General features: G+C 36.8%; 21 protein-coding genes and 1 tRNA gene. 4 read left to right on the top strand and 18 right to left on the bottom strand.

Annotation, left to right across the window (positions count from 1 at the left end; all coding sequences use genetic code 11):
• The first annotated feature begins 177 nt into the window (after positions 1-177).
• Positions 178-1416 (top strand): PQQ-dependent sugar dehydrogenase, encoded by a 1239-nt coding sequence (locus B8977_RS12165; protein ID WP_084017997.1) that lies wholly within the window; start codon positions 178-180, stop codon positions 1414-1416.
• A gap of 66 nt (positions 1417-1482) precedes the next feature.
• On the opposite strand, the gene B8977_RS12160 is transcribed toward B8977_RS12165, so the two are convergent.
• The 13 genes from B8977_RS12160 to B8977_RS12100 all read right to left on the bottom strand — a co-directional run bounded on the left by B8977_RS12160 (position 1483) and on the right by B8977_RS12100 (position 15631).
• Complete coding sequence (locus tag B8977_RS12160; RefSeq protein WP_084017996.1) at positions 1483-2025, bottom strand: DinB family protein; 543 nt, start codon at positions 2023-2025, stop codon at positions 1483-1485.
• Positions 2022-2651 carry a carbonic anhydrase gene (locus tag B8977_RS12155; RefSeq protein ID WP_084017995.1) on the bottom strand — a complete coding sequence of 210 codons (630 nt, stop codon included), beginning with the start codon at positions 2649-2651 and terminating at the stop codon, positions 2022-2024. The genes B8977_RS12160 and B8977_RS12155 overlap by 4 nt, the downstream gene beginning before the upstream one ends.
• Before the next feature lie 94 nt (positions 2652-2745).
• Entirely contained in the window at positions 2746-3516 is a 771-nt protein-coding gene (locus B8977_RS12150) for a succinate dehydrogenase/fumarate reductase iron-sulfur subunit (RefSeq protein WP_394334474.1), read from the bottom strand.
• Positions 3517-3539: 23 nt separating this feature from the next.
• On the bottom strand, positions 3540-5555 hold the full coding sequence (locus B8977_RS12145; RefSeq protein WP_084017993.1) for a fumarate reductase/succinate dehydrogenase flavoprotein subunit: 2016 nt from the start codon (positions 5553-5555) through the stop codon (positions 3540-3542).
• A complete protein-coding gene (locus tag B8977_RS12140; RefSeq protein ID WP_084017992.1) occupies positions 5552-6235 on the bottom strand; it encodes a succinate dehydrogenase cytochrome b subunit in 684 nt (227 codons plus the stop codon). The genes B8977_RS12145 and B8977_RS12140 overlap by 4 nt, the downstream gene beginning before the upstream one ends.
• 142 nt (positions 6236-6377) lie before the next feature.
• The gene (bshA, locus tag B8977_RS12135) at positions 6378-7511 is read right to left on the bottom strand and encodes an N-acetyl-alpha-D-glucosaminyl L-malate synthase BshA (protein WP_084017991.1); all 1134 of its coding nucleotides are present in this window, start codon (positions 7509-7511) and stop codon (positions 6378-6380) included.
• Positions 7512-8080: 569 nt separating this feature from the next.
• A complete protein-coding gene (locus tag B8977_RS12130; protein ID WP_084017990.1) occupies positions 8081-9802 on the bottom strand; it encodes a PspC domain-containing protein in 1722 nt (573 codons plus the stop codon).
• Positions 9795-10139: a PadR family transcriptional regulator gene (locus B8977_RS12125; RefSeq protein WP_084017989.1), complete on the bottom strand. Its 345-nt coding sequence runs from the start codon at positions 10137-10139 to the stop codon at positions 9795-9797. Before B8977_RS12125 ends, B8977_RS12130 begins: the two co-directional genes overlap by 8 nt.
• Before the next feature lie 209 nt (positions 10140-10348).
• Positions 10349-11314, bottom strand: coding sequence for a PorP/SprF family type IX secretion system membrane protein (locus B8977_RS12120; RefSeq protein ID WP_084017988.1), 966 nt, complete (start codon positions 11312-11314; stop codon positions 10349-10351).
• A gap of 266 nt (positions 11315-11580) precedes the next feature.
• Positions 11581-14667, bottom strand: a complete 3087-nt coding sequence (locus tag B8977_RS12115; RefSeq protein WP_084017987.1) for a T9SS type B sorting domain-containing protein — start codon at positions 14665-14667, stop codon at positions 11581-11583.
• Between the two features lie 55 nt (positions 14668-14722).
• Entirely contained in the window at positions 14723-15184 is a 462-nt protein-coding gene (locus B8977_RS12110; protein WP_084017986.1) for a DUF4268 domain-containing protein, read from the bottom strand.
• An 82-nt stretch (positions 15185-15266) separates the two neighbouring features.
• Positions 15267-15509 carry a GIY-YIG nuclease family protein gene (locus B8977_RS12105; RefSeq protein WP_084017985.1) on the bottom strand — a complete coding sequence of 81 codons (243 nt, stop codon included), beginning with the start codon at positions 15507-15509 and terminating at the stop codon, positions 15267-15269.
• Between the two features lie 48 nt (positions 15510-15557).
• A tRNA-Met gene (locus B8977_RS12100) sits at positions 15558-15631 on the bottom strand.
• Between the two features lie 115 nt (positions 15632-15746).
• Between B8977_RS12100 and B8977_RS12095 the strand changes: the two genes are divergently transcribed.
• Together B8977_RS12095 and B8977_RS12090 are read left to right on the top strand one after the other, a co-directional pair.
• Positions 15747-16127: an START-like domain-containing protein gene (locus B8977_RS12095; protein ID WP_084017984.1), complete on the top strand. Its 381-nt coding sequence runs from the start codon at positions 15747-15749 to the stop codon at positions 16125-16127.
• Positions 16128-16142: 15 nt separating this feature from the next.
• A complete protein-coding gene (locus tag B8977_RS12090) occupies positions 16143-16985 on the top strand; it encodes an aminotransferase class IV (RefSeq protein ID WP_084017983.1) in 843 nt (280 codons plus the stop codon).
• Positions 16986-17042: 57 nt separating this feature from the next.
• On the opposite strand, the gene B8977_RS12085 is transcribed toward B8977_RS12090, so the two are convergent.
• The gene (locus B8977_RS12085) at positions 17043-17594 is read right to left on the bottom strand and encodes a YqgE/AlgH family protein (protein ID WP_084018033.1); all 552 of its coding nucleotides are present in this window, start codon (positions 17592-17594) and stop codon (positions 17043-17045) included.
• A gap of 53 nt (positions 17595-17647) precedes the next feature.
• Between B8977_RS12085 and pdxH the strand changes: the two genes are divergently transcribed.
• Positions 17648-18292: a pyridoxamine 5'-phosphate oxidase gene (gene pdxH, locus B8977_RS12080; RefSeq protein ID WP_084017982.1), complete on the top strand. Its 645-nt coding sequence runs from the start codon at positions 17648-17650 to the stop codon at positions 18290-18292.
• 181 nt (positions 18293-18473) lie between these two features.
• On the opposite strand, the gene B8977_RS12075 is transcribed toward pdxH, so the two are convergent.
• The 4 genes from B8977_RS12075 to B8977_RS12060 all read right to left on the bottom strand — a co-directional run bounded on the left by B8977_RS12075 (position 18474) and on the right by B8977_RS12060 (position 22290).
• The gene (locus B8977_RS12075; RefSeq protein WP_084017981.1) at positions 18474-18761 is read right to left on the bottom strand and encodes an HU family DNA-binding protein; all 288 of its coding nucleotides are present in this window, start codon (positions 18759-18761) and stop codon (positions 18474-18476) included.
• Positions 18762-18909: 148 nt separating this feature from the next.
• Positions 18910-19851, bottom strand: coding sequence for a methionyl-tRNA formyltransferase (gene fmt, locus B8977_RS12070; protein ID WP_084017980.1), 942 nt, complete (start codon positions 19849-19851; stop codon positions 18910-18912).
• A gap of 10 nt (positions 19852-19861) precedes the next feature.
• On the bottom strand, positions 19862-21727 hold the full coding sequence (locus B8977_RS12065) for a RecQ family ATP-dependent DNA helicase (protein ID WP_084017979.1): 1866 nt from the start codon (positions 21725-21727) through the stop codon (positions 19862-19864).
• A 254-nt stretch (positions 21728-21981) separates the two neighbouring features.
• Positions 21982-22290, bottom strand: coding sequence for a DUF3817 domain-containing protein (locus tag B8977_RS12060; protein WP_084017978.1), 309 nt, complete (start codon positions 22288-22290; stop codon positions 21982-21984).
• Between the last annotated feature and the right edge of the window lie 9 nt (positions 22291-22299).

Below are 22299 nucleotides of genomic sequence, written 5' to 3'. Positions count from 1 at the left end.
TATACATAATGTTAAATTACCATTATCAACACTTCTAAAAACCTTTCTGCATAAGCATTCTTGTTTTAAATACAATTTCCAAAATCTATACTCTATTTCCATCCTAATTTCTTTCAGAGATTTATAACCAACTGTAAAGGAATGGTTTTTGCGTGCCTTTTCCTAAAACCATTTTTTATGAAAATCCAAAACTTTTTATCATTAGGTTTTGCAGTAGTCTTTCTGATGAGCTGCGACCCTAAAAATTCAACGGCTCAAACCAATAATAATCCTGAACAAACTACAAATGGTCCCGTAGAAACCGAGAAAGCTAACACGGATTATAAACCTGCATTTGAAGGTCAGACCCGCATTGCCGGCGTGAAAACGACTACGGCTTATCAGGTCGATAAATTGGCGGAAAGTTTAGATAAACCCTGGGCGGTAATTCCTTTTCCGGACGGAAGATTACTGATTACAGAAAAAGAGGGAAAGATGCAAATCTATGACGAAACGGGACTGCGAGTGAAAACGATTGAAGGCTTCCCTGAGGTAGATGACCGCGGGCAAGGCGGGTTACTCGATGTCGCTTTGGATCCGGGTTTTGTCAATAATCAAATGATTTATTGGTCTTATTCGGAAAAACAAAAAGATGGTAAAAATCTGATGGCGGTTGCAAAAGGTAAATTAAATGAAGCTATCGGAAAAATCGAAAACGTAACCGTTATTTTCCGTGCTACTCCCTCCCTTGACAGCACTTTGCATTATGGTTCGCGTTTGATTTTTGACAAAGACGGACATTTGTTTGTGAGTACCGGGGAACGTTCAGAATTGCCGGGAAGAGTTCAGGCACAGGATTTGAAATCTGGATTAGGAAAGATTTTCAAAATCACAAAAGACGGAAAACCTGCTCCGGGAAATCCTTTCTTAAATAATAAAGATGCTATGCCTGAGATTTATGCATACGGAATCAGAAATGCACAAGGTTTGGACATCCATCCGGTAACGGGAGAACTTTGGGAGAATGAATTCGGTCCTCGTGGCGGAGATGAATTGAACATCATCAAATCCGGAAAAGACTATGGTTGGCCGACGATTACTTATGGTATAGAATATGGAGGAAAAGAAATTGGTGCGCCGCCCATTCAGCAAAAAGAAGGAATGGAACAACCGGTTTACTATTGGGATCCAGTTTTATCACCAAGTGGAATGGCTTTCTACAAAGGAAATGCAATTCCTGAATGGGAAAATAATTTATTCATCGGTGGACTGAGTAGTCAACATATTGCCAGAATAGTAATCAAAGACAATAAAATCGTGGGAGAGGAAAGATTACTTGTTGAGGAAAAGCAAAGATTCCGTGATATTGCTTACCATGATGGAATGCTTTATGCTGTAACCGATCAGGGAAGATTGTATAGAATAAAAAAGAAATAATAATTATAAATTTAATTAGGGGTTAGCTTTCAAAAGAAGTCTAACCCTTACTTATTTAAATTAGTATTACTTTATCAAAGTAGCATCAATTCCCAATAAAGGTAAATATCTTTCCTGAATCATATTGAAATGATGAATCTGATGTCCAACAATCGTAAACCCAACCGATAAAACAGACATTTCCATATTCCAATTCTGTCCTACCGTCATCAAGTCTTCTTCATCATAACCTCTAAAAAGAGAACTCGTGCAACTGCGTACAACGATAAAATCTTCTATAATTTCATTTACAGACTTGGAATTGGCTTTAGAATTTGTCGCCATGATATTTTCATCGTGTCCTGAAGGAATTGTTCCCTCCTTTCGTGCAAACACCACAGCCCGGTAAACAAAAACCCTTTCCCAGTCAATCAAATGCTGTAAGACTTCTTTTACAGTCCATTTACCAGGTTTATATGTCAAATTTCCCAATTCTTCCAAAGACTCTAGATTTAAATTTTGAATATTAGCAAAATGTTTATCAAGTGCAACATTCAGCGTTAAATCTTCTACAAGGTCGATGTAGCGTCCATAAAGTTCAGGCATTGGTTGGATGGCAGATTTTCTCATGTTCCTAAATTGTAAATTTCCATAATTTCTTTTAATTCCTTTTCAAAATCAATCTTTAGATCGTTCAATTTTCCGCTATGTATGTCAAACACCCATCCGTGAACCTGCAGATTTCGTTCTTTATAAGCCTTTTGTACTGCAGCAGTTTTGAGTAGATTGATACATTGTTCCTGTACATTTAGTTCGATCAATCGGTTGTAGCGGTCATTTTCTTCATAAATTTGATTCAATTCATCTTTGTGAAGACGATACACATCGCGGATGTTTCTCAGCCACGGATTCAAAATCCCCAAATCCTGCGCCTGCATCGCTGCCTTTACACCCCCGCAAAAATAGTGCCCACATACAACTATATGATTAACTTTCAAATGATTGACCGCATAATTCAGTACAGACATGACATTCAGGTCGATGCTGATTACCATATTGGCAATGTTACGGTGAACAAAAACTTCCCCAGCTTGAGCTCCCATCAGGTCTTCTGCTGTCACACGACTGTCTGAACATCCTATATATAAAACCTCAGGATTTTGTCCTTTTGATAAATCGGAAAAATAATCAGGATTTACCTCTAATTTTTGTTCAATCCATTTTTCATTTTGACTAAATACATTGTTTAAATCCATTTGTTCAGATTTTTATAATTACGAATTAAATTTAAAACAAAATCCGATGAATCTGCTTCATCGGATTTTGATATTTAAAATATTTATTTTAATTCTAAGATTGCTCTGAAACTATTTTTGCATTCAAGAATTCGCGGTTCATACGCGCGATGTTTTCAAGAGAAATCTCTTTTGGACATTCAACCTCACAGGCACCCGTGTTGGTACAGTTACCGAAACCTTCTTCGTCCATTTGTTTTACCATGTTCAATGCACGTTGCTGTGCTTCCACTTTTCCTTGCGGTAACAAAGCAAACTGAGAAACTTTCGCTCCTACAAACAACATTGCCGAACCATTTTTACAAGTCGCTACACAAGCTCCACAACCGATACAAGTCGCCGCTTCAAACGCCCTGTCTGCATCATATTTTGGAACCGGAATTGAATTTCCGTCGATGGTATTTCCTGAAGTATTTACCGAAATAAATCCTCCCGCATGTTGGATTCTATCAAAAGACGTTCTGTCAACAATCAAATCTTTCATTACCGGAAAAGCTGCTGAACGCCAAGGTTCGATAGTAATAGTATCGCCATTGTTGAACGAACGCATGTGTAGCTGACAAGTCGTGATTCCTCTGTCAGGACCGTGCGCTCGACCATTGATGTAAAGCGAACACATACCACAGATTCCTTCGCGGCAATCGTGGTCAAATGCCACCGGTTCTTTGTCTTCATTTACCAACTGTTCGTTGAGCATATCCAACATTTCAAGGAATGAACTGTCTGTTGAAACCTCATCCAGAGAATAGTTTTCAAATTTTCCTTTTGACTTACCATTGGTTTGTCTCCAGATTTTGAGTTTGATATTTATATTTTTTGAAGCCATAATTTATTTATTTGGCAATAATTTTAAGATTTGTAATTTCTTGCTGCGATTTTGATGAACTCATAATTCAAAGGTTCTTCATGACGAACTTCCTGTTTAATATCATCTCCTACATATTCCCAAGCTGCAACGTGTTTGAAGTTTTCGTCGTCACGTAAAGTTTCCCCTTCTTCATCCTGATATTCTTCTCTGAAATGTCCTCCGCAAGATTCTTTTCTTTCCAAAGCATCCATCGCCATCAATTGTCCCAGCTCCAAAAAGTCAGCTACACGAACCGCTTTTTCCAATTCAGGATTGATTGAATCCTGCGTTCCCGGGACTTTTACATTTTGCCAGAAATCTTTTTTGATTTCGTCAATTTCTGCAATGGCTTCTTTCAAACCTTGTTCGTTTCGCGCCATTCCTACTTTATTCCACATAACTAAACCTAGTTTTTTGTGGAAATAATCAACTGATTTAGTTCCTTTATTATTAAGGAAGAAATTCAATTTGTCCTTTACTCCGTTTTCAGCTTGTTCAAATTCAGCAGAATCTGTAGGAATTCTTCCGGTTCTGATATCATCTGCCAAATAATCCGCAATTGTATAAGGAATCACGAAATATCCATCTGCCAAACCTTGCATTAAAGCCGAAGCTCCCAAACGGTTTGCGCCATGGTCAGAGAAGTTTGCTTCTCCCAAAACGAAACATCCCGGAATAGAACTCATTAAATTGTAATCGACCCAAACTCCACCCATTGTATAGTGAACCGCAGGGTAAATTTTCATGGGCGTTTTGTATGGATTGTCAGCTGTTATTTTCTCATACATCTGGAAAAGGTTTCCGTATTTTGCTTTTACAACTTCTTCTCCAAGTTGAATGATTCTTTGTTCAGAAGGATTATGTTCACCCGAAACCAAAGCTTTTTCTTTTCCATAACGAATAATCGCCGCAGAAAAATCTAAGTAAACGCCTTCCTGTGTATCGTTATTTTCGATACCGTAACCGGCATCACATCTTTCTTTTGCCGCTCTGGAAGCCACGTCACGCGGAACTAAGTTTCCAAAAGCAGGATATCTTCTTTCTAAATAATAATCTCTGTCTTCTTCTTTGATGTCAGTTGGTTTCATGCGTCCTTCACGGATTGCCGCAGCATCTTCCAGTTTTTTCGGAACCCAAATTCTACCGTCATTTCTCAAGGATTCTGACATTAAAGTCAGTTTCGATTGCTGTGTTCCATGAACCGGAATACAAGTAGGGTGAATCTGCGTATAACATGGATTTGCAAAATAAGCACCTCTTTTGTGGATTTTCCACGCAGCAGTTACGTTGCTTCCCATTGCATTTGTAGAAAGGAAAAATACGTTTCCGTAACCACCTGAAGCAATAATCACAGCATGAGCCGAATGTCTTTCAATCTCACCTGTAACTAAATTTCTCGCAATGATTCCACGTGCTTTTCCATTGACCAAAACCAAATCCAACATTTCGTGGCGATTATACATCTGGATTCTACCTTTACCGATTTGACGGTTCATAGCAGAATAAGCACCTAATAATAACTGCTGACCTGTTTGTCCTGCCGCATAAAAAGTACGCTGAACCTGTGTTCCACCAAAGGAACGGTTGTCCAATAAACCACCGTATTCACGTGCGAAAGGAACACCCTGCGCAACACATTGGTCAATTATATTTCCGGAAACTTCTGCCAAACGGTGAACGTTTGCCTCTCTTGCACGGTAATCTCCTCCTTTAATCGTATCATAAAATAAACGGTGAATCGAATCTCCGTCATTCTGGTAATTTTTCGCAGCATTTACACCACCTTGCGCCGCAATCGAGTGCGCTCTACGGGGTGAATCCTGGTAACAAAATGCTTTTACATTATAACCCATTTCTGCCAAGGTTGCAGCTGCAGAACCACCTGCCAATCCGGTTCCTACAATGATTATATCAATTTTACCACGGTTGTTTGGAGCAACTAAACGAAGATGTTCTTTGTATTTATTCCACTTTTCAGAAATATCTCCTGCAGGTATTTTAGAATCTAATTTGCTCATAATACTTCAATGTTTTTTAGGTAACAAATAATTGCAATTAACATAAATCCGACAGGAACTACGATTGCAAATGCTTTCCCAAAAGATTTTATAAATGGTGTGTATTTTCTGTGATTTGCACCCATTGACTGAAATGCTGATTGGAATCCATGTAATAAGTGCATCATCAATAAGAAAAATGAAATTACATAAGCTGCTACGCGAATCGGGTTTTCGAATTTGTGCATCAATTCAGGATAGTAACGATTTGGATCTTCCGGTAAAAAGTGGACATATTTATGTGCAATTTCCGGAATCCAAAAATCAATAAAATGTAATACTAAAAATGCTAAAATCGTAGCACCACTCCAAATCATATTTCTAGAAGCCCATGTTGAATTTGCGTTTGAATTATTAACTGCATAGCCCACAGGACCACGTGCTTTTTTATTTTGAATTTCAAGCACAAATCCCATTACGAAGTGGTAAACCACAGCAATGATAAGAATGGGTTGAATTACAAATTGAACTATCGGCTGATACCCCATAAAATGGGAAGCTTCATTGAAAGCTGCCGGACAAATCACGGCAAGTGAGTTAAGTACAAAGTGCTGACCTAAAAACAGCACTAAAAATAGTGCCGATAAAGCCATTGTAAATTTCTTTCCGATAGATGAACGGAGCAGAGATTCTTTTGCCATAAAGCAGTTTTTGATTTGAATTAGAACAAATTTAGAAAAGTTGAATGCTTTTCACAATGAAAAATATCATTGTAAGCCTTTACTGCATTAGTTTAGATTAATTCTTAATAATTTTAAGAAATGATTAACGATTGAATTTGGGTCATTTTACCTTTTCCAAAACGGAAAGATATAATTCTTCATACATCGGCAGTATGTTTTTCTTATCGAATTTGAGAGCTTGATTTTTTGCATTTTCTTTGAATTGAATCATCTTGGCATCGTCCTTCAACAATTCAATTGCTTTTTCAGCCATTCCTTTTACATCACCTACGGGAAGTACATAACCTGTTTCGCCATCGATGTTCACTTCTGGAATCCCGCCGGCATTGGATGAAATTACAGGAACTCTGGCTGCCATTGCTTCGAGCGCGGCTAAACCAAAGCTTTCTTTTTCGGAAGGAAGTAAAAATAAATCGGATGAACAAAGTACGTTGTATAAGTCATTGATTTTACCCAATGCTTTTACTTTTTCAGAAATGCCTAACTCATTAATTAAATTGTTTGCAATTTCCCATTGGGGTCCTTCGCCGACAATGATGAGTTTTGCTGGGATTTCTTTTTGGATTTCGTAGAAAACTTTGACTACATCGTTCAATCGTTTTACTTTTCTGAGGTTGGAAACATGTATGATTACTTTTTCTTTTCTGTCTGCGAGTTGATTTCTGCATCCGCAGTTTTCATCGAATTGGTATTGTTCGTTGTCTATGAAGTTGGGAATGACTTCAATCTCATTATTGATGGAGAAAAACTCGTATGTCTCTTTTTTTAAGCTTTCGGAAACGGCTGTTACCTTGTCGGAATGGTTGATGGAAAATTCAACTGCAGGTTTGTAAGCAGGATGATTCCCTACCAAAGTAATATCTGTTCCGTGAAGTGTCGTTATAATAGGAAGTTCGATTCCTTTTTCGCGCAACATTTGTTTGGCAAAATAGGCAGCGTAAGCATGTGGAATTGCATAGTGAACGTGCAATAAATCTAATCCATGTGATTGGGCAATGTTTACGATGATGGTACTCAATGCTAATGAATACGGTTGATATTCCTCGAATAAAGGATAAGTTTCTACATTGACTTTATGGAAATAGATGTTGGAAAGAGTGATGTCTAATCGTGCGGGAAGGCTGGTGCTGATGAAGTGAACTTCATGTCCTCTTTCTGCCAAGTCCATTCCTAATTCTGTCGCTACGATACCGCTTCCGCCATAGGTCGGATAACATACAATTCCGATTTTCATTTATTCAAATTTAATTGTACGAATTTAGGCTGTATTTATAAGATGTAAAAGTTAATTTTTTGAATGGGGATGGAGGTGCGTGGTGAGGGTTTTGAGTTTGGATGAATTTTATTGTGGACTTCTCTGTTTAAAAGGCTTACGGGAAAAATGTATGTGTTTAAATATTTTTAGCCGATGGCTCAATGTTCTGTACTGATGGCTGCATCTGACTGGTAGATGGCTAAAGTTTAGTGAAGAATGGATAAGGGATGACCCCGCGTCCGTGATGTGCAGGGCTTGGTGTGCCGCCTGAGCAGTGTCTATGTTTGTGGCGGCATACGGAACCCCGAAGCAGCGCGATGAGACGCCCAAGAAAACAAGACAAAAGGCAATAGTATGGAATTTTAGATTTTGGAATCGAAGATCCGACAAAGTCAATTTTAAATGGTCGGTTTTTTTAACTACAAAGAACACGGAGTGTGTAATGGGTTTGGGGAAATAAAAAGCCGGACATTTTACATCCGGCATATTATCACACTATGGTGGTGAGGTCTTTACGTTTGTGTTAACTGATTGTAGTGATTACGAAATCAATTACCAGAGAGATCAATGTTAAGAGAATCTGTACCATCGGATATTTTTATTTGTTTTTTGTCTATAATTACTTTGTCCTTACCGTCTTCTATGTGTATTCCCTCGCGGGTTACTTTGACTTGCGCACTGTCTGAATCTGCGTTGATGTGGATGACATTGTTTTCGTCATAATGCTCCTCATGGTGTTCGCAATTTGTACAGCTGAACTTTCCGTCTGTAAATTTAAAGAATTTATTTTCTCCGTACTCATATTCGTATTCATTTTTATCATTCAACAAAATAATATCTTCTGCGTTTTTGACTTGAATGGTTTTGTCTGCAGGTACGTAAAGGATGATTTCGACTTCCTGGTCTCTGAATTTAGATCCTTTTGGAAGGATCATGAAACTGTTAAATTCTAATTCACCGTTGGCGTTGACTTTGTAATCGTACTGGATGCTTTCTGCGTTGTCACGTGCGTTGTCCATGTTTCTTCCTTTGGATTTGTAAAGGACTTCTACGTGGATGTTTTGGTCTTCACTTCTTTTGATCTGGATGTCTTTTTCAATTTTCAAATGTAAGTTTCCGTCTATTTCTGCAAATCCGTTGTTTCCGTTGTTGAACCATTTGTATTTGTATTTGCCGTCATTTTTGAATTCGTTGAATGATATGGCGATGGTGTCTGTTGCAATCGAATAGGATTTTTGGTCTGTGTATTCTATTTCGTGGAAGAAATTTTTGGCAACGCTCATGGCTAAAATTCCACTACCGATAATTGCAATTAACCATATGCCTAATGATGACCATACAAATGTACGGTTGATTTTAACTCTGGATGAAATGAGTCGTGAACCTAGCATGATGAGCAGGATTGCCGGGATTGCGAATAAGATGACAAACAAAATTTTGGATGTTACGTCTTGCCACTGATCGTCTAATATGTAGCCAAAGAACTGCATCGGAATTTCGGAAAAAGTAGCAACTACAAGAGAAATGGCGGCGATGATCAACCCGATTCCGGTACAAATCAACATAATTCCCAAGAATACGAGTATGATTTTACCGAGTACGTGGAAAATTTTCCCCAGTGCACTGGATGCATCGCTCGCCACACCTTTCATTTCAGACGCAGCTTGGCTGGCGTTTTTTTTTATGGTTTCGAAGTCGCCTGCCTGACCGTACATTTCATATTTTTGAGTAGCAGTTTCGGCTTTTGGAAGGATGATCCAAAGTACGATGTAGCTGATTACTGTAACGCTTGTCAGAGAAACAAAGATGTCTGAGAACATCAAAACAATGAACAATACTCTGGTAATCCAAGTGTCAACTCCTAAGTAATGTGCTAACCCGGAAAGTACGCCGGCGATGATTTTGTCATTTGGATCGCGGTAGAGTTTCTTTTTCACTCTTTCTCCTGAAGTTGTGCTTCTGTAAGTGTTTCCTGAAGAAGTATATGATTTTTTGGTTTCAGGCTCTTCTTCGTCCATGTATTGTTCCGGACGTCCCATTACCCCTACTATATATTCTACATCTAATTCGTTTACAACTTCGCGAACGCCTAATTTTTCTTTTAAAAGTTCTGCGATTCTGGTTTCTACGTCTGCGATGATGTCGTCAGTACCTTCCATTCCCTGAAGTGAATGACGGATTTCGTCTAAATAGCTTTTGAGCTTTAAATAAGCGCGGTCGTCTACAATAAAGGAAAAACCGCCTAAACTGATTGAAATTGTCTTATCCATGTTGATTTGTATCTTGAGTTACTTTGTTTACTGCGTTTTGTAGTTGGTTCCATGTTTCGGCTAGTTCCTGTAAAAAGGAAATACCTGTTTCGGTGAGCGTGTAATACTTTCTGGGCGGACCTGAGGTTGATTCTTCCCATCTGTAATTTAGCAGGTCATCGTTTTTGAGTCTTGTCAAAAGTGGATACAGTGTACCTTCCACCACAATCATTTCCGATTTTTTCAATTCGTCAATGATATCTGAGGCATAGGCATCACCTCCTCTTTTTATGATGCTGAGAATGCAATACTCCAGTATTCCTTTTCTCATTTGCGTTTTGTTTTTCTCTATATCCATCTCGATATTCATTTTGTATTGCAAATATATAAATTTAAAATAGTATTATGCAAAACAAAGTACTGTATTTTTTTAAAATATTTTAATTTAAAATTATAATTTGCTTAAAATCAATTATTTAATTTTAAATATTTTTTTGAACTAATTTTACTGAAAACAAAAAAACCATCCGAATGGGATGGTTTTTTATAAATATTTTTTTGAATTAATTATCTGAAATCCGGATTGAATGGATTTGAAAAGTCATATCCTAAGCTGAATAAAATTCCATTTCCGGCTTCGGTTGCGATGTCAGAAAGTCCAATGTCATAAGACATCCCTAGTTTCAATCCTCCGATTTTTAATTTAACCAATGGAGAAACACTGAGTCCCTGAGAACCGTTTTTGTCCATGTCCTGACGGTAAGAAACTCCTAAATCAAGCCCTTGCTGGCGTTCGCCAAATCCGATGTGTGAAATTAAATTTAAATCTAAATGTCTTTCTGAATTGGAATTTAAATTCATTACCAATGAAGGTTCTAAATTGATTCCTTCAGTAACTCTGAATTTGTAACCTAACATTAAATAATACCAAGTTGGCAATGGTTCTATCCCATCTGCAACCGCTTCGTTTTGAGCCAATGGTATATCTAAAACTGAAACTCCACCAAATAATCCGGCATAATTAAATGAAATACCTAAATTAAAATAACTCAGATTGTAAGTATCTTCCCGTAAGAGAGGGTCATTTGGCTGATTGACATTGATCCTATCTAAATCTAAAACCTGCTGGAATGTGTTGTATGATAAACCGAAAGAGAATTTATCTTCTTCTTCATCTTCGTACATATCTCTTCTGCTGCTGATAGGAATGTGGTACGCGGCTGAAAGATTGATACCTCTCAAGCTGGTCAAACCGTTTTCATCATTGAAGACATATAATCCAAATGCCAAACGGTCAACGACAGTTGCATGCACACTTACTGTTTGGGTGTTAGGACTTTCCGGCAAGTCTGCCCATTGGTTTCGGTAACTTCCCGTTACACTTAAAACTTCAGGATTGGCTCCGGCGTACGATGGATTAATCAGGTATCGATCACTTACCAAATAGTGATTATAAAACGGTAATCCCTCCTGTGCAACTAAGTTGCTAGACCCAACGATACCTATGATGGCAATAAGTAGAATTTTTCTCATGTGTGTAATCTATATTCCTAACGCTTTTATGCTCAAAATTATTTCATCAAGCCATAATTTGATTTTATTTGGTGTGTCATGACCTCATTTTGACACAACCTGCAACTACCCAGATGCACTAAAATCTTGCGGTGTCGAATCTACAAAGATTTTTCGATATTGTTCAAATATTTTAACATTACATTCTTGTAAAGATTGTATTTTATAAACTTTAATGAAATTGATTTCGTGATTTAATTAAAGTAAAATTCAGTCTTAATTTTGGTTTAAAGATTTTTTATGGATACGTGTCCTACAAACTTTTGTGCTACAATGACTCCATCTGACGGAATCTGCATGATGTACCAGTAATCGCCTGACGGCAAAGGTCTTCCTGCATATTTCCCGTCCCAAACATAATTTCCGTCAAAGTTGGTGTCTATAAATATTTTCCCGTAACGGTCAAATATCTTGATAGTAGAGTCTGGAGTAATTTCAATTCCTCTTATTGTCCACTGGTCGTTATAACCATCTCCATTTGGGGAAATAAAATTAGGTACATCTAAAATCACTGCCTGATAACTTGTTACTTCGCAGCCATTTTCACGCACATAAATGGTATAAATTTCTCCTTTGACTAAATTATCGAATCTCGGGCTCGTCTGCCACATGACATTGTTGAGTGAATATTCTAATGTTCCTCCTGAAGTTGCTTCGGCAGAGACCACCAAATAGTTATTACCGGATTCTATGGATCTTATAATTGGTGCAGGAGATGCTTCGATGATCAATTCCTCTGTGCTTATGCAGCCATTGGAGTCAGTCACAGTTAAAATATAAGTTCCTGATTGTGTAATTTCAATTGCCGCACCGGACTGACTTTGATTATTACCCCAAGTCCATAAAAATGAAGCATTTGAATCTTCAGTACTTGCCTCTATCTCTATGGTTTCATTTCCTTCACAAATTATTCTGTTCAAAGGCTCCAGTCCTGTAATTATCGGATTTGGTCTTTGCTGATATGCTAATTCTATTATGACAGCACATCTGTCTGTTTTTGTCAATCTTACGTAAATAATTCCATTTCCTTGTGTAAGATAAGCCGTTTCATCTGTGATCGGATTTTCTTGATTTTCTGCGTCTAGCAAAGATTCGTAATAAGTAAAATTAACGCCGGTTTCCAACGCAATATCATTTTCAAATGCAGTCAAGTCAATCGTTTCATCTTCGCAAAAATTTATAGGACCAAATGTTCCGGAATTGTGCTGCACTTCCTGACCTAAAATAAATTCAACCTCAATTATCTCCGGACATCTTCCTAATTTTTCAAGTCGAACATATATAGGTTCTGCAATTGAAGGGGAATAATTGGTTATTGCTGTCAATGGCGAAGTTTCTGTTTGAGCATTTTCCAATGTTGCATAGTATGTAACTGTAACGGTTTCATTTGTGTAAATTGAATTATGTTCTGTTAAATTCACAGTTTCGCCTTCACAAAATGAAATTTGATAAGGCGCATCTAACAAAATAATACCCTGACCTTCAATAAATTGAACTGAAACTTCTTCTGATATACAACCTTCAGCATTCTCAGCTGCAACAATTATAGCAGTAGGTAAATTGTTGAATTCATAATTGTTCCATTCGGTTTGTGGAATTGGATTGTCGTTATCGAAATCTTGCTGAGTTGCATAATAACTGAATATCAGTCCTGTCGTCGGATTGATTAATTCTGAATTTAATTCGGTTAAATTATATTCATAAATTCCATCAAAATTCTCATCACATAATTCTATTTCTAAAGAATTATTCAATAGTGCTGAGGCAATTATTTCAATTTCAATTTCAAATATTGCTGTACAATTGGAATCATCTGGCGTAAATGTATAAGTCACCACACCTGGAGTAGAACTGTCAATTGCAGCAGGAAACCATGTTCCGGCAATGGCATTGTCTGACATCAAAGGCAAAATTGGTGTTGTTGTATTTTGACAAAAAGAGGTTTCGAGATTAAATTGAGGCGTGATGCCCTCTACAATTTCGATTTCGATTTGAAATTCGGTGGCACATTCATTTAAATTAGGTGTAAATGTATAAGTAACTGTACCAATTGTTGTTGTGTTGATTATGGCAGGAGACCAAGTACCGTTTACACCATTATCTGACAAATTGGACAATGCCGGGGGAGTAGAATCCAAGCAGTATTCATTTTCTAAATCAAATACGGTTTCGGTTTGTGGTGTCAGGATAAGATTAATTTCTCCTATTGAAAAACAACCTTCTTCATTTCCACTCACAGGACCTGTTTCCACTCTTACATATATGGTCGCTGTTCCTGAATCGTATGCTGTAGGAGTAGTTATGTTATTGTTACCTCCTGCTATGGCATCTGATTGAGATTCATAAAATTTATAAGTAAATAAATTTGGGCCGCTAACTAAAAGGCTTTGTGCTTGTGTTAAATCAAAAGATTCCTCATCATCTCCGTCTAAATCACATTTGGGAGGCAAACTGACAGGTGTTGACAGTTGCGGAACTTCATTTACATATAAGAATATCTGAACAGCACGGACAAAAGCTCCACTTGAATTTTCCACTCTCACAAAAAGTTCACTTGGATTGTTTATTATATTTACAGGATGCGGAAATGTGACCTGTGTTCCGGTTCCGTTTTCTGCGTTCTGTTGAGTAGTATAAAATTCAAATTGTCCTCCTGGGAAATCAGCATTTAAATCAGGTAGAAAATCCGCTGCCAGAAAAGATTCCTGTCCGTTTCCATCTACATCGCATTTACCATAGGAATCACCCACGATAGTACAATCTAACTCTGAATCTCCACCAAAAGAAATGGTATAACCTTGAGAAGTTTGACTCCACCTGTCTATGGCTATAAGAATTTCATCACCCGGCTGCACATCAAAATACCTTACCAGACCTGGTTCTGGAACTCCTGTCGAACCTCCTCCTTCACAGAGATCAGTAGCTGTAAGAGATAAACCTAAATGATAAACCCCAGTTGCATTTGGATCATTTTGAGAACCTCTGACATTAGAGTCCGGTGTACTGCCGAGATTATTTAAATCAGGATTTAACCATGCTCCAAAATCATAATCATCATTTCCCACCGGCTCTACCAAAAAAGTAAAAGTGGTTCCTGACATGATTCTTACATAATAAAAATCAATGTATGGTGACAATGGCTGAAATTCATTACAATAGATGGTAATATTATTAATCCCAGAATTACCCGGTGCCCCCATTGAAATTGACTGTCCATCACAAATCGGATTAATATCGTCTTCAGGTATAACTTGGGCTTTTGAGTAGAATAAAAATAAGAAGATTAAGGTAAGAAAGGATAAAAATTTCTTCATTCTCGCAAAATAAAAGATTAATTATGTGTTAAATATTCTATCAAATATAATTAATCTATTTAAACATTTCAAAAGAATCTTTTACATCATTCCAAAACCCATCCAAGTTTATCAAATTGGTTTTCAGAAAATTAATTATGATTACCCAGTCCGATTCCCTGAAAATGCTTACGCCTTCCAAAGTCAATTCAATCGAACTTATAATTTTTCCTTGTTCGTCCGAATATTGTTTTGACCAGATCCATTCTTCATCAAAATAAGAATGAAACATCGATTGGAATTCTTGGAATTGCTCATACATCAATTCCTGAATGCTTAAATCTTTGTGGGTAATTTCGATGGAAATTTTTGCAGATTTGTTACTTATATCTGTTTTGAAAAACAAATCTTTGATGCCGGTTTTGTAATTGACCCAATTGATGGATTCACCTTCAGATGATAGGTGCAATTTCATATATTGCCCAAAGGAAATCCAGAATTTTGTACGGATTTGCTGTGCTTCTTCTTTTGAGTACATGATGCAAACCTAATAAAAAAGAATAATTTGGTTATTTATTGAAAAATATTCAAATCTTTTCGAAGCAGATAAAAACCTTTAATTAGTGCTCAAGGTTATTGATAAAATCTATACCTACACGTGATTTTAACCACTTTTCAAATTTTATTGCATCCTTTTTTGTTTCAAATTCTTTAGAGAAGATCAACTTCCATGGGCTGTATTTTGCAGTCCAGCCATTTCCATTTTCATTGTGAGACAATAAACTTTCTTCAAGATTTATGGTAAATCCTGAGTGATGTTTCGAGTACTTTTCAGAAAACAATACGTAAACTGTAAATTTCATGCTATTTAAAATTAATAAAAAAAGGACAGCTTTTAACTGTCCTTTTTGTAGCGAGAGGGGGGCACGATCCCCCGACCTCCGGGTTATGAATCCGACGCTCTAACCAACTGAGCTACCTCGCCTCATTTTCAAATGGGAGTGCAAATATAGAATCTTCTGACAAATCATCAAAACTTATTGAAAAAATGTTTGGCAGATAAAGTCTATTTTATATATTGCACCCCAATTAAAACAAAAATGACGAAAGAGAAATTTCAACTGGAATTTGTTATAAACGCATCTCCATCAATGCTTTACAATTACATATCAAACCCTTCGGGACTTTCTGAATGGTTCGCAGATAACGTGAATTCACGCGGAGAAAAATATACTTTCATTTGGGATGAAGATGAAGAATCTGCTTTTTTGATAAAAAGTAAGCAAGATACCTATGTTCGTTTTCAATGGGAAGACGATGAAGATACCAAATTTTTCTTCGAATTGAATATCGTAGAAGATGATTTGACGGGTGATGTTTCTTTGATGATTACAGATTTTGCTGAACCTGACGAAACAGAAAAAGCACAATTACTTTGGGAAAGCCAAATCGACGACCTCAAACAAATTTTAGGTTCTTAATTAAACTTTACCGTTGTGAAATTTAATCTCAATGGAAATCTGTTGGAATATGCCGATTCAATTTTTAAAATTGACAATCGCGCATTTCTACATGGTGATTTCATTACAGAATTTGTTCGTGCAGCAGATGGAAAAATCCTGCTATGGGAAGAACATTATTTTAATTTGATGGCTTCTCTCAGGATTTTCAGGATGAAAATACCAATGGATTTCACACCTGAATTTCTGGAAAATGAAATTTTAAGAACAATTTCAGAAAATGAAATTCAAAATGCAAAGATTGAAATCATCATTTTCAGAAATTCAAATTCTGAGGATTTATTGACACAATCCGGCATTTCTTACCTTATTAAAGTCAATACAATTTTTGAGGATTCAAACTACATCTGGAAAAACCTACCTTCGGAAATTGAGATTTTCAAAGATTATTCGGTAAACCCGACTTTTTTCACACAAATCCGTTCACACAAACCGGAAGAAATCGTTGCGCTTGCCTACATGCAGGAAAACGAATACAATGATTTGGTTTTGCTCAATCCTGACAAAAAAATTGCGAGAACTGTTTTGGGAAATCCTTTTCTGATTCAGGGAAATCAAATCAAAACGCCAAAAATTTCAGAAGGCGGGATCAGAAGTGTTTTGAGAAATCATTTGTGTAAATTATTGGATAAAAGTGAGGAATTTGAATTTGAGGAAACCGATATTTTCCCGTTTGAACTGCAAAAAACAAATGAACTTTTTATCTGTATGGAAGGAGAAGGAATTTTATCTATACATCAAAATCGTAAAAAAGAATACACGACTGAAATGACAGGAAAAGTTTTAGAATTGATGAATTCTGTTGTCGTAACAAACTAGAATATTGTTTTGAGCTTCTTCGTTCCGTTTCACTTCACTCTGAATAAAAATAAAGCTTTAATTCATTGAAGGATCTGCAGGTGTATTGAGCCAAATCAAATGCTCTCCGCCCAGCTTTTTCATTTGAAGTTTCCAAAGATTGTTGTCCCAATCCTGAAAAATATCCACATCATCTTCAACCGCTATCCAGGCATTGTCTTCAATTTCAGACTGTAATTGGTTTTCCCCCCAACCGCTGTAACCTAGATAAAAACGAATTTCACTCTCATCAATTAGTCCGTTATTGATTGCATTTTTCACATCTTCGTATTCACCTGACCAATAAAGTCCTTTCGAAATCGGCTCGCTATTGAGGATTAAGTCCGGTCTTTTGTGTAAATAATACAAATTTTGTGTTTCCACAGGACCTCCTTCATAAACAGAAAAATCAGATTCTAATTCAGAAACAAAAGTATTCACAGAATGGTTAATCGGCTTGTTAAGTATAAAACCAACCGAGCCTAATTCATTGTGATCGGTAATCAGAACCACAGAGCGATTGAACGTGTGATCATTCAATACGGGTTGCGCTATCAGAATATTCCCCTTTGTTATGGTTTTAATTTGCATTAATTTTGGATTAAAATTAATCGTCTGTTTGATAAAGATAAAAAAAAATTCCAATGAAACAAGACTTAAGCGATAAAAGAAAAGTTTATTCCAAAGATTTTATAGATTTTCAAAACTTAGAATTAAATCCTTACGAATTATTCAAATCATGGTATGACAATGCTGTGGAAGCATCGAGAATAGAAGAACCGAATGCAATGAGTTTAGCGACCATCGGACAAGACAATTTCCCGCGAACGCGCATTGTTTTGCTGAAAGAATATAATCTGGATGGATTTGTATTTTATACGAATTATAAAAGTGAAAAAGGAAATTCGATTGAAAATTCAGACAAAGTCTGTCTTTCATTTTTCTGGCCGGCGCATGAACAGCAAATCATCATAAAAGGAAATGCCACAAAAGTTCCGGCTGAGATGTCAGATGAATATTTCCAAAAACGTCCGTTTGAGAGCCAAATCGGCGCAATCGTTTCTGCGCAAAGCTCTGTAATCGATTTGGATGAGAATTTAGATGAAAAAGCTCTCGAGCTCCAGAAACAACATGAAGGTAAAGTTGTCGCTCGTCTGGAAAATTGGGGAGGCTACTTGGTAAGCCCGATTGAATTTGAGTTCTGGCAAGGGCGACCAAGCCGATTGCATGACCGTTTGAGGTACCGATTGGAAAATGAAAATTGGGTAATTGAAAGATTGGCACCTTAAAAAATTAGAAATCTGTTTTTTTTAACGGATATGCGGCCGGGATACGCAGGGCTTGGTGCGAGCATGAGGCGAGTACGGAACACCGGAGCAGCCCGAAATGCCGCCAAAAAAAATAAAATTCAAGCAATAAAAAAACCCTTTCGATGTGAAAGGGTTTCATTTTAAATCAAAATTAATTTGATTATTTTTTCTTTTTAACATCAACTGCAGCTGATAATTCAGAACCTGCTTTGAATTTCGCAACTGTTTTAGCAGCGATTTTGATAGTCTTTTTAGTTTGAGGGTTGATACCGTTTCTCGCGCTTCTTTCTGAAGTTGAGAAAGTACCGAAACCTACTAAAGAGATTTTTTCACCTTTTGACAACGCCCCTGTAACATTAGTTGTAAATGAATCTAATGCTTTTTTTGCTGCTGCTTTTGATATTCCAGCGTCAGCTGCAATTGCGTCGATTAATTCTGATTTGTTCATAATTCTAAAGATTTTAATGATTTATGTTACACAAATATAGTAGAATCCACTATTCACGCAACTTTTCAATAAAAAATTTAACCATTTTGTTGAAAAAACTATGCGATTTGTTAATAACCAATATCATTTTTGCTTGTTTTAGAGCAGTTTAGACAATCTGAAAGCCTGATTTATCATTTAATCCATTAATGAAATCCTGCGCATTCATGCGTCTTTTGCCTTCTGGCTGTAATTCTTCTATGAAATAATGCCCTTGTGTGTGGTTGATTTTGATAATCACTTTTTCAAATTCAATCTGGTTGATTTTACCGGAATCTATTTCAGCAAATTCAAAATGTCCTTTGTAAATCTTGATTTGTTTTTCTTCATTATTGACTTTCAACAAAGACCAAGCAGCTGGATACGGGCTTAAACCACGTATCTTATTATGTATATTTTCCAGACTTTCATTCCAGTCAATTTTACAGTCTTCACGGAAAATTTTTGGAGCTGCTTTTTCTTCCGCAACTTCAGGCTGAGATTTTGGGATAATGATTCCTTTTTCCAATCCGTTCAAAGTTTCGATGATTAATTCTTTCCCTACTTCCACCAATTTATCATGTAAATCGCCTGCGGTATCATCGTTAAGAATTTCAACTTTATTACTGAGCAAAATATTTCCGGTATCGATTTTTTCATCAATCATAAAAGTCGTTACGCCCGATTCGGTTTCACCATTGATGATTGCCCAATTGATCGGCGCTGCACCACGGTAATCCGGCAACAATGATGCGTGCAGGTTGAAAGTTCCTTTCGCAGGTATTTGCCAAACCTCTTTGGGAAGCATCCTGAAGGCGACCACCACAAAGGCATCTGCATTTAAAGTTTTCAATTCTTTTACGAAGTCAATATTCTTCAGTTTTTCAGGTTGAAGCAAATTTAAGTTTTTCTCAATAGCAAGTTTCGCAACCGCTGATTGTGATAACTTTTGCCCTCTTCCCGCAGGTTTGTCCGGAACGGTAATCACACCAACCACTTCATGTTCGCTTTCCAGAATTCTTTCCAGACATATCGCCGCAAATTCCGGCGTTCCCATAAATACGACTTTCATTTTTTCTAATTTATTTCTTTATATAAGAATCCAGTCCTGCGGTTTCGATTAATTCTTCATCCATCAATTCCTGTAACGTCACGAGCACTGATTCTTTGGGCGAAGTTATAAAATACGCGAGGATTTCCTGAAGTGTTTTGGGAGTTTCTCCTAAAAAAATGAGAATCAAATCGGAATCCAATTCGACATTTTCTGATTTACAAACGTCGCATCTACCACAATTTTGCGCCGTTTTTTCTCCGAAATAACGAAGCAGTAATTTTTCTCTGCAGATTCCTTTTTGAACCGTATAGTAAATCATTTCCTGAAGTCGTTTCCATTGCAACACTTGAATTCTTTCAAATTCATACCATAAATTATTTTGTAAATAATTGGTTTCTCGAGGTCTGATAAAGATGATTTTTTTGATGCTTCGGTCATTGTAATCCAGAAATCCTTCTTCGTTTAACTGGTGCAGGATTTTTCTTACTTTTTTTACTGATTTATTGAGTTGAAGTGCGATAAGGAATTCACTTATTGATTTTTCCTGTGATAAAATCCCGGGATGATTTCGAACCAAATATTCTAAAATCCGGTAACGTGACTTTTTAGATTGTTGCTGCTGGTTGGGATTGGAATTAATCCGAGCGGTGCTGTAAGTGGAAAATTTATTGATGAAAAGCACTTCTTTCTGTTCGAGAAATTCAAGTGTTTTTAAGGTTCTTTTTTTATTTAATTTGAATTTTTTGATGAATTTAATTAAATCCAAATTGTACTGATGTTCAGGCCTTTCGTTTTCCCCGATTTCAAAATGGTTGTAAAGCATACGGCTTATATAGCTGAATTCTTCACGATTGGGCAATCCAGATTTGAAAATATTTTCCGTCTTTTCGATAGCATTGTTTTGTAAAAACAAAGTACAAGCTGCTGGTTTTCCGTCACGCCCTGCCCTGCCCGCTTCCTGCACATATGCTTCGATGCTCGACGGCAAATCGAGGTGAATCACATTGCGGACGTTGGATTTGTCAATTCCCATTCCAAATGCATTGGTCGAAACCATGATCTGCGAATCACTTTGCATCCAGTCTTTTTGCTTTTTATTTTTTTCTTCTAGAGAAAGTTTTGCATGGAAAAATTCGGCATCGAAGCCTTTTTCTACAAGGTATTGTGAGATTTTATAGGTTTGTTCGCGCGTTCTTGCAAATATGATGGCTGCTCCGGGATTTTTCTGAAGTTCATACACCAAAGCATCTAACAAATCAGGGGATTTGACAATTGTATAAGTCAGGTTTTCTCTTTTGAGAGAATGTTCAAATACGGAGGCATCTTTTAGGTTTAAAGAAGATATTATTTCTTGTTTGATTTTCGGCGGCGCAGTTGCAGTCAATGCAAGAATTGTGGCTTTTGGAAACAAAGTCCTGAGTTGATTTATTTTCATGTAAGCGGGACGAAAGTCGTGTCCCCACTGAGAAATACAATGCGCTTCGTCAACGGCAATGAGTTCTATTTTTAAGTCCTGAATGGCTTGAATGAATGTTCGGCTTTGCAAGCGTTCGGGTGCTATGTAAAGTAATTTCACATCGCCGAGTTTACATTTTGCGAGAATGAGGGCAATTTCATCTTGATTGAGCGTTGAATTGATGGAAACGGCTTTGATCCCTCTGGATTCGAGGTTTTGGATTTGGTCTTGCATCAATGCTATGAGTGGTGAAATGACCAAGGTGATTCCTTCGTTTGCCATTGCCGGAATCTGGTAACACAAAGACTTTCCGCCACCTGTTGGGAGAATGGCGAGAGTATCTTTTTTGTTTAAAACGCTTTCAATGATTTCTTTTTGCGGATAGATGAAATCCGGATAATGCCAATACTTATTTAGTATTTCATTTACTTTAAGCAAGCGTTAAGGTTTTGTGTAAATGTATGAAAGGTTATTGAGATTATGAAACGGTATATTTTGGAGAAATTTAGCATGAGGGTACTTTCCATTATGATTGATAATCATAACTTATCAATTTAACTTTATTGATTTGTCATAAATGACTTTTCAAGTAGTGGAAATTGAAAGGCTTAAACTTCAAGACTAATGAAATAGTCAATATTGGACCACTTACAAATCTGACAACTTTGATTAATTACAAAATTATAGCAGATTTATTGAGGGTTTTCCTTTTCGAATTTTTCAACTTTTCTGTGAACCAAAAGCGTCATGAATGGGATGAATGCGAAAATCATCACAAAAATCAATTCTTCCAAGTCCCATTTATAATATTTCTGCACCAATAATGCCAACACAACGTATCCCATAAAAGCTACACCGTGAAACATTCCAACCGGAAACATAATTGCTGTGTTGTCATATCCATATTTCAGCGGCATCGCTACGCAAAAAAGCAAGAAACAACTGATGAATTCTGCTATGCAGAATATTTTAAACCATTTTTTTAACAAGGCCTCGTTCATGAAGAAAAT

Origin of the sequence: Moheibacter sediminis (assembly GCF_900176425.1) — a bacterium.
GTDB classification, from domain to species: domain Bacteria; phylum Bacteroidota; class Bacteroidia; order Flavobacteriales; family Weeksellaceae; genus Moheibacter; species Moheibacter sediminis.
The sequence above is the reverse complement of the archived record's forward strand: the minus strand, read 5'-3'. Positions and strand labels throughout refer to the sequence as shown.

Bases quoted from the DNA above. Each gene is read 5' to 3' on its own strand.
- B8977_RS12125 (WP_084017989.1), bottom strand. From the start codon at position 10,139: ATGGATATAGAGAAAAACAAAACGCAAATGAGAAAAGGAATACTGGAG.
- B8977_RS12095 (WP_084017984.1), top strand. From the start codon at position 15,747: ATGACGAAAGAGAAATTTCAACTGGAATTTGTTATAAACGCATCTCCA.
- B8977_RS12165 (WP_084017997.1), top strand. From the start codon at position 178: ATGAAAATCCAAAACTTTTTATCATTAGGTTTTGCAGTAGTCTTTCTG.
- B8977_RS12105 (WP_084017985.1), bottom strand. From the start codon at position 15,509: ATGAAATTTACAGTTTACGTATTGTTTTCTGAAAAGTACTCGAAACAT.
- B8977_RS12110 (WP_084017986.1), bottom strand. From the start codon at position 15,184: ATGTACTCAAAAGAAGAAGCACAGCAAATCCGTACAAAATTCTGGATT.
- B8977_RS12115 (WP_084017987.1), bottom strand. From the start codon at position 14,667: ATGAAGAAATTTTTATCCTTTCTTACCTTAATCTTCTTATTTTTATTC.
- fmt (WP_084017980.1), bottom strand. From the start codon at position 19,851: ATGAAAGTCGTATTTATGGGAACGCCGGAATTTGCGGCGATATGTCTG.
- B8977_RS12140 (WP_084017992.1), bottom strand. From the start codon at position 6,235: ATGGCAAAAGAATCTCTGCTCCGTTCATCTATCGGAAAGAAATTTACA.
- B8977_RS12150 (WP_394334474.1), bottom strand. From the start codon at position 3,516: ATGGCTTCAAAAAATATAAATATCAAACTCAAAATCTGGAGACAAACC.
- B8977_RS12120 (WP_084017988.1), bottom strand. From the start codon at position 11,314: ATGAGAAAAATTCTACTTATTGCCATCATAGGTATCGTTGGGTCTAGC.
- B8977_RS12130 (WP_084017990.1), bottom strand. From the start codon at position 9,802: ATGGATAAGACAATTTCAATCAGTTTAGGCGGTTTTTCCTTTATTGTA.
- pdxH (WP_084017982.1), top strand. From the start codon at position 17,648: ATGAAACAAGACTTAAGCGATAAAAGAAAAGTTTATTCCAAAGATTTT.
- bshA (WP_084017991.1), bottom strand. From the start codon at position 7,511: ATGAAAATCGGAATTGTATGTTATCCGACCTATGGCGGAAGCGGTATC.
- B8977_RS12155 (WP_084017995.1), bottom strand. From the start codon at position 2,651: ATGGATTTAAACAATGTATTTAGTCAAAATGAAAAATGGATTGAACAA.
- B8977_RS12085 (WP_084018033.1), bottom strand. From the start codon at position 17,594: ATGCAAATTAAAACCATAACAAAGGGGAATATTCTGATAGCGCAACCC.
- B8977_RS12060 (WP_084017978.1), bottom strand. From the start codon at position 22,290: ATGAACGAGGCCTTGTTAAAAAAATGGTTTAAAATATTCTGCATAGCA.
- B8977_RS12075 (WP_084017981.1), bottom strand. From the start codon at position 18,761: ATGAACAAATCAGAATTAATCGACGCAATTGCAGCTGACGCTGGAATA.
- B8977_RS12160 (WP_084017996.1), bottom strand. From the start codon at position 2,025: ATGAGAAAATCTGCCATCCAACCAATGCCTGAACTTTATGGACGCTAC.
- B8977_RS12145 (WP_084017993.1), bottom strand. From the start codon at position 5,555: ATGAGCAAATTAGATTCTAAAATACCTGCAGGAGATATTTCTGAAAAG.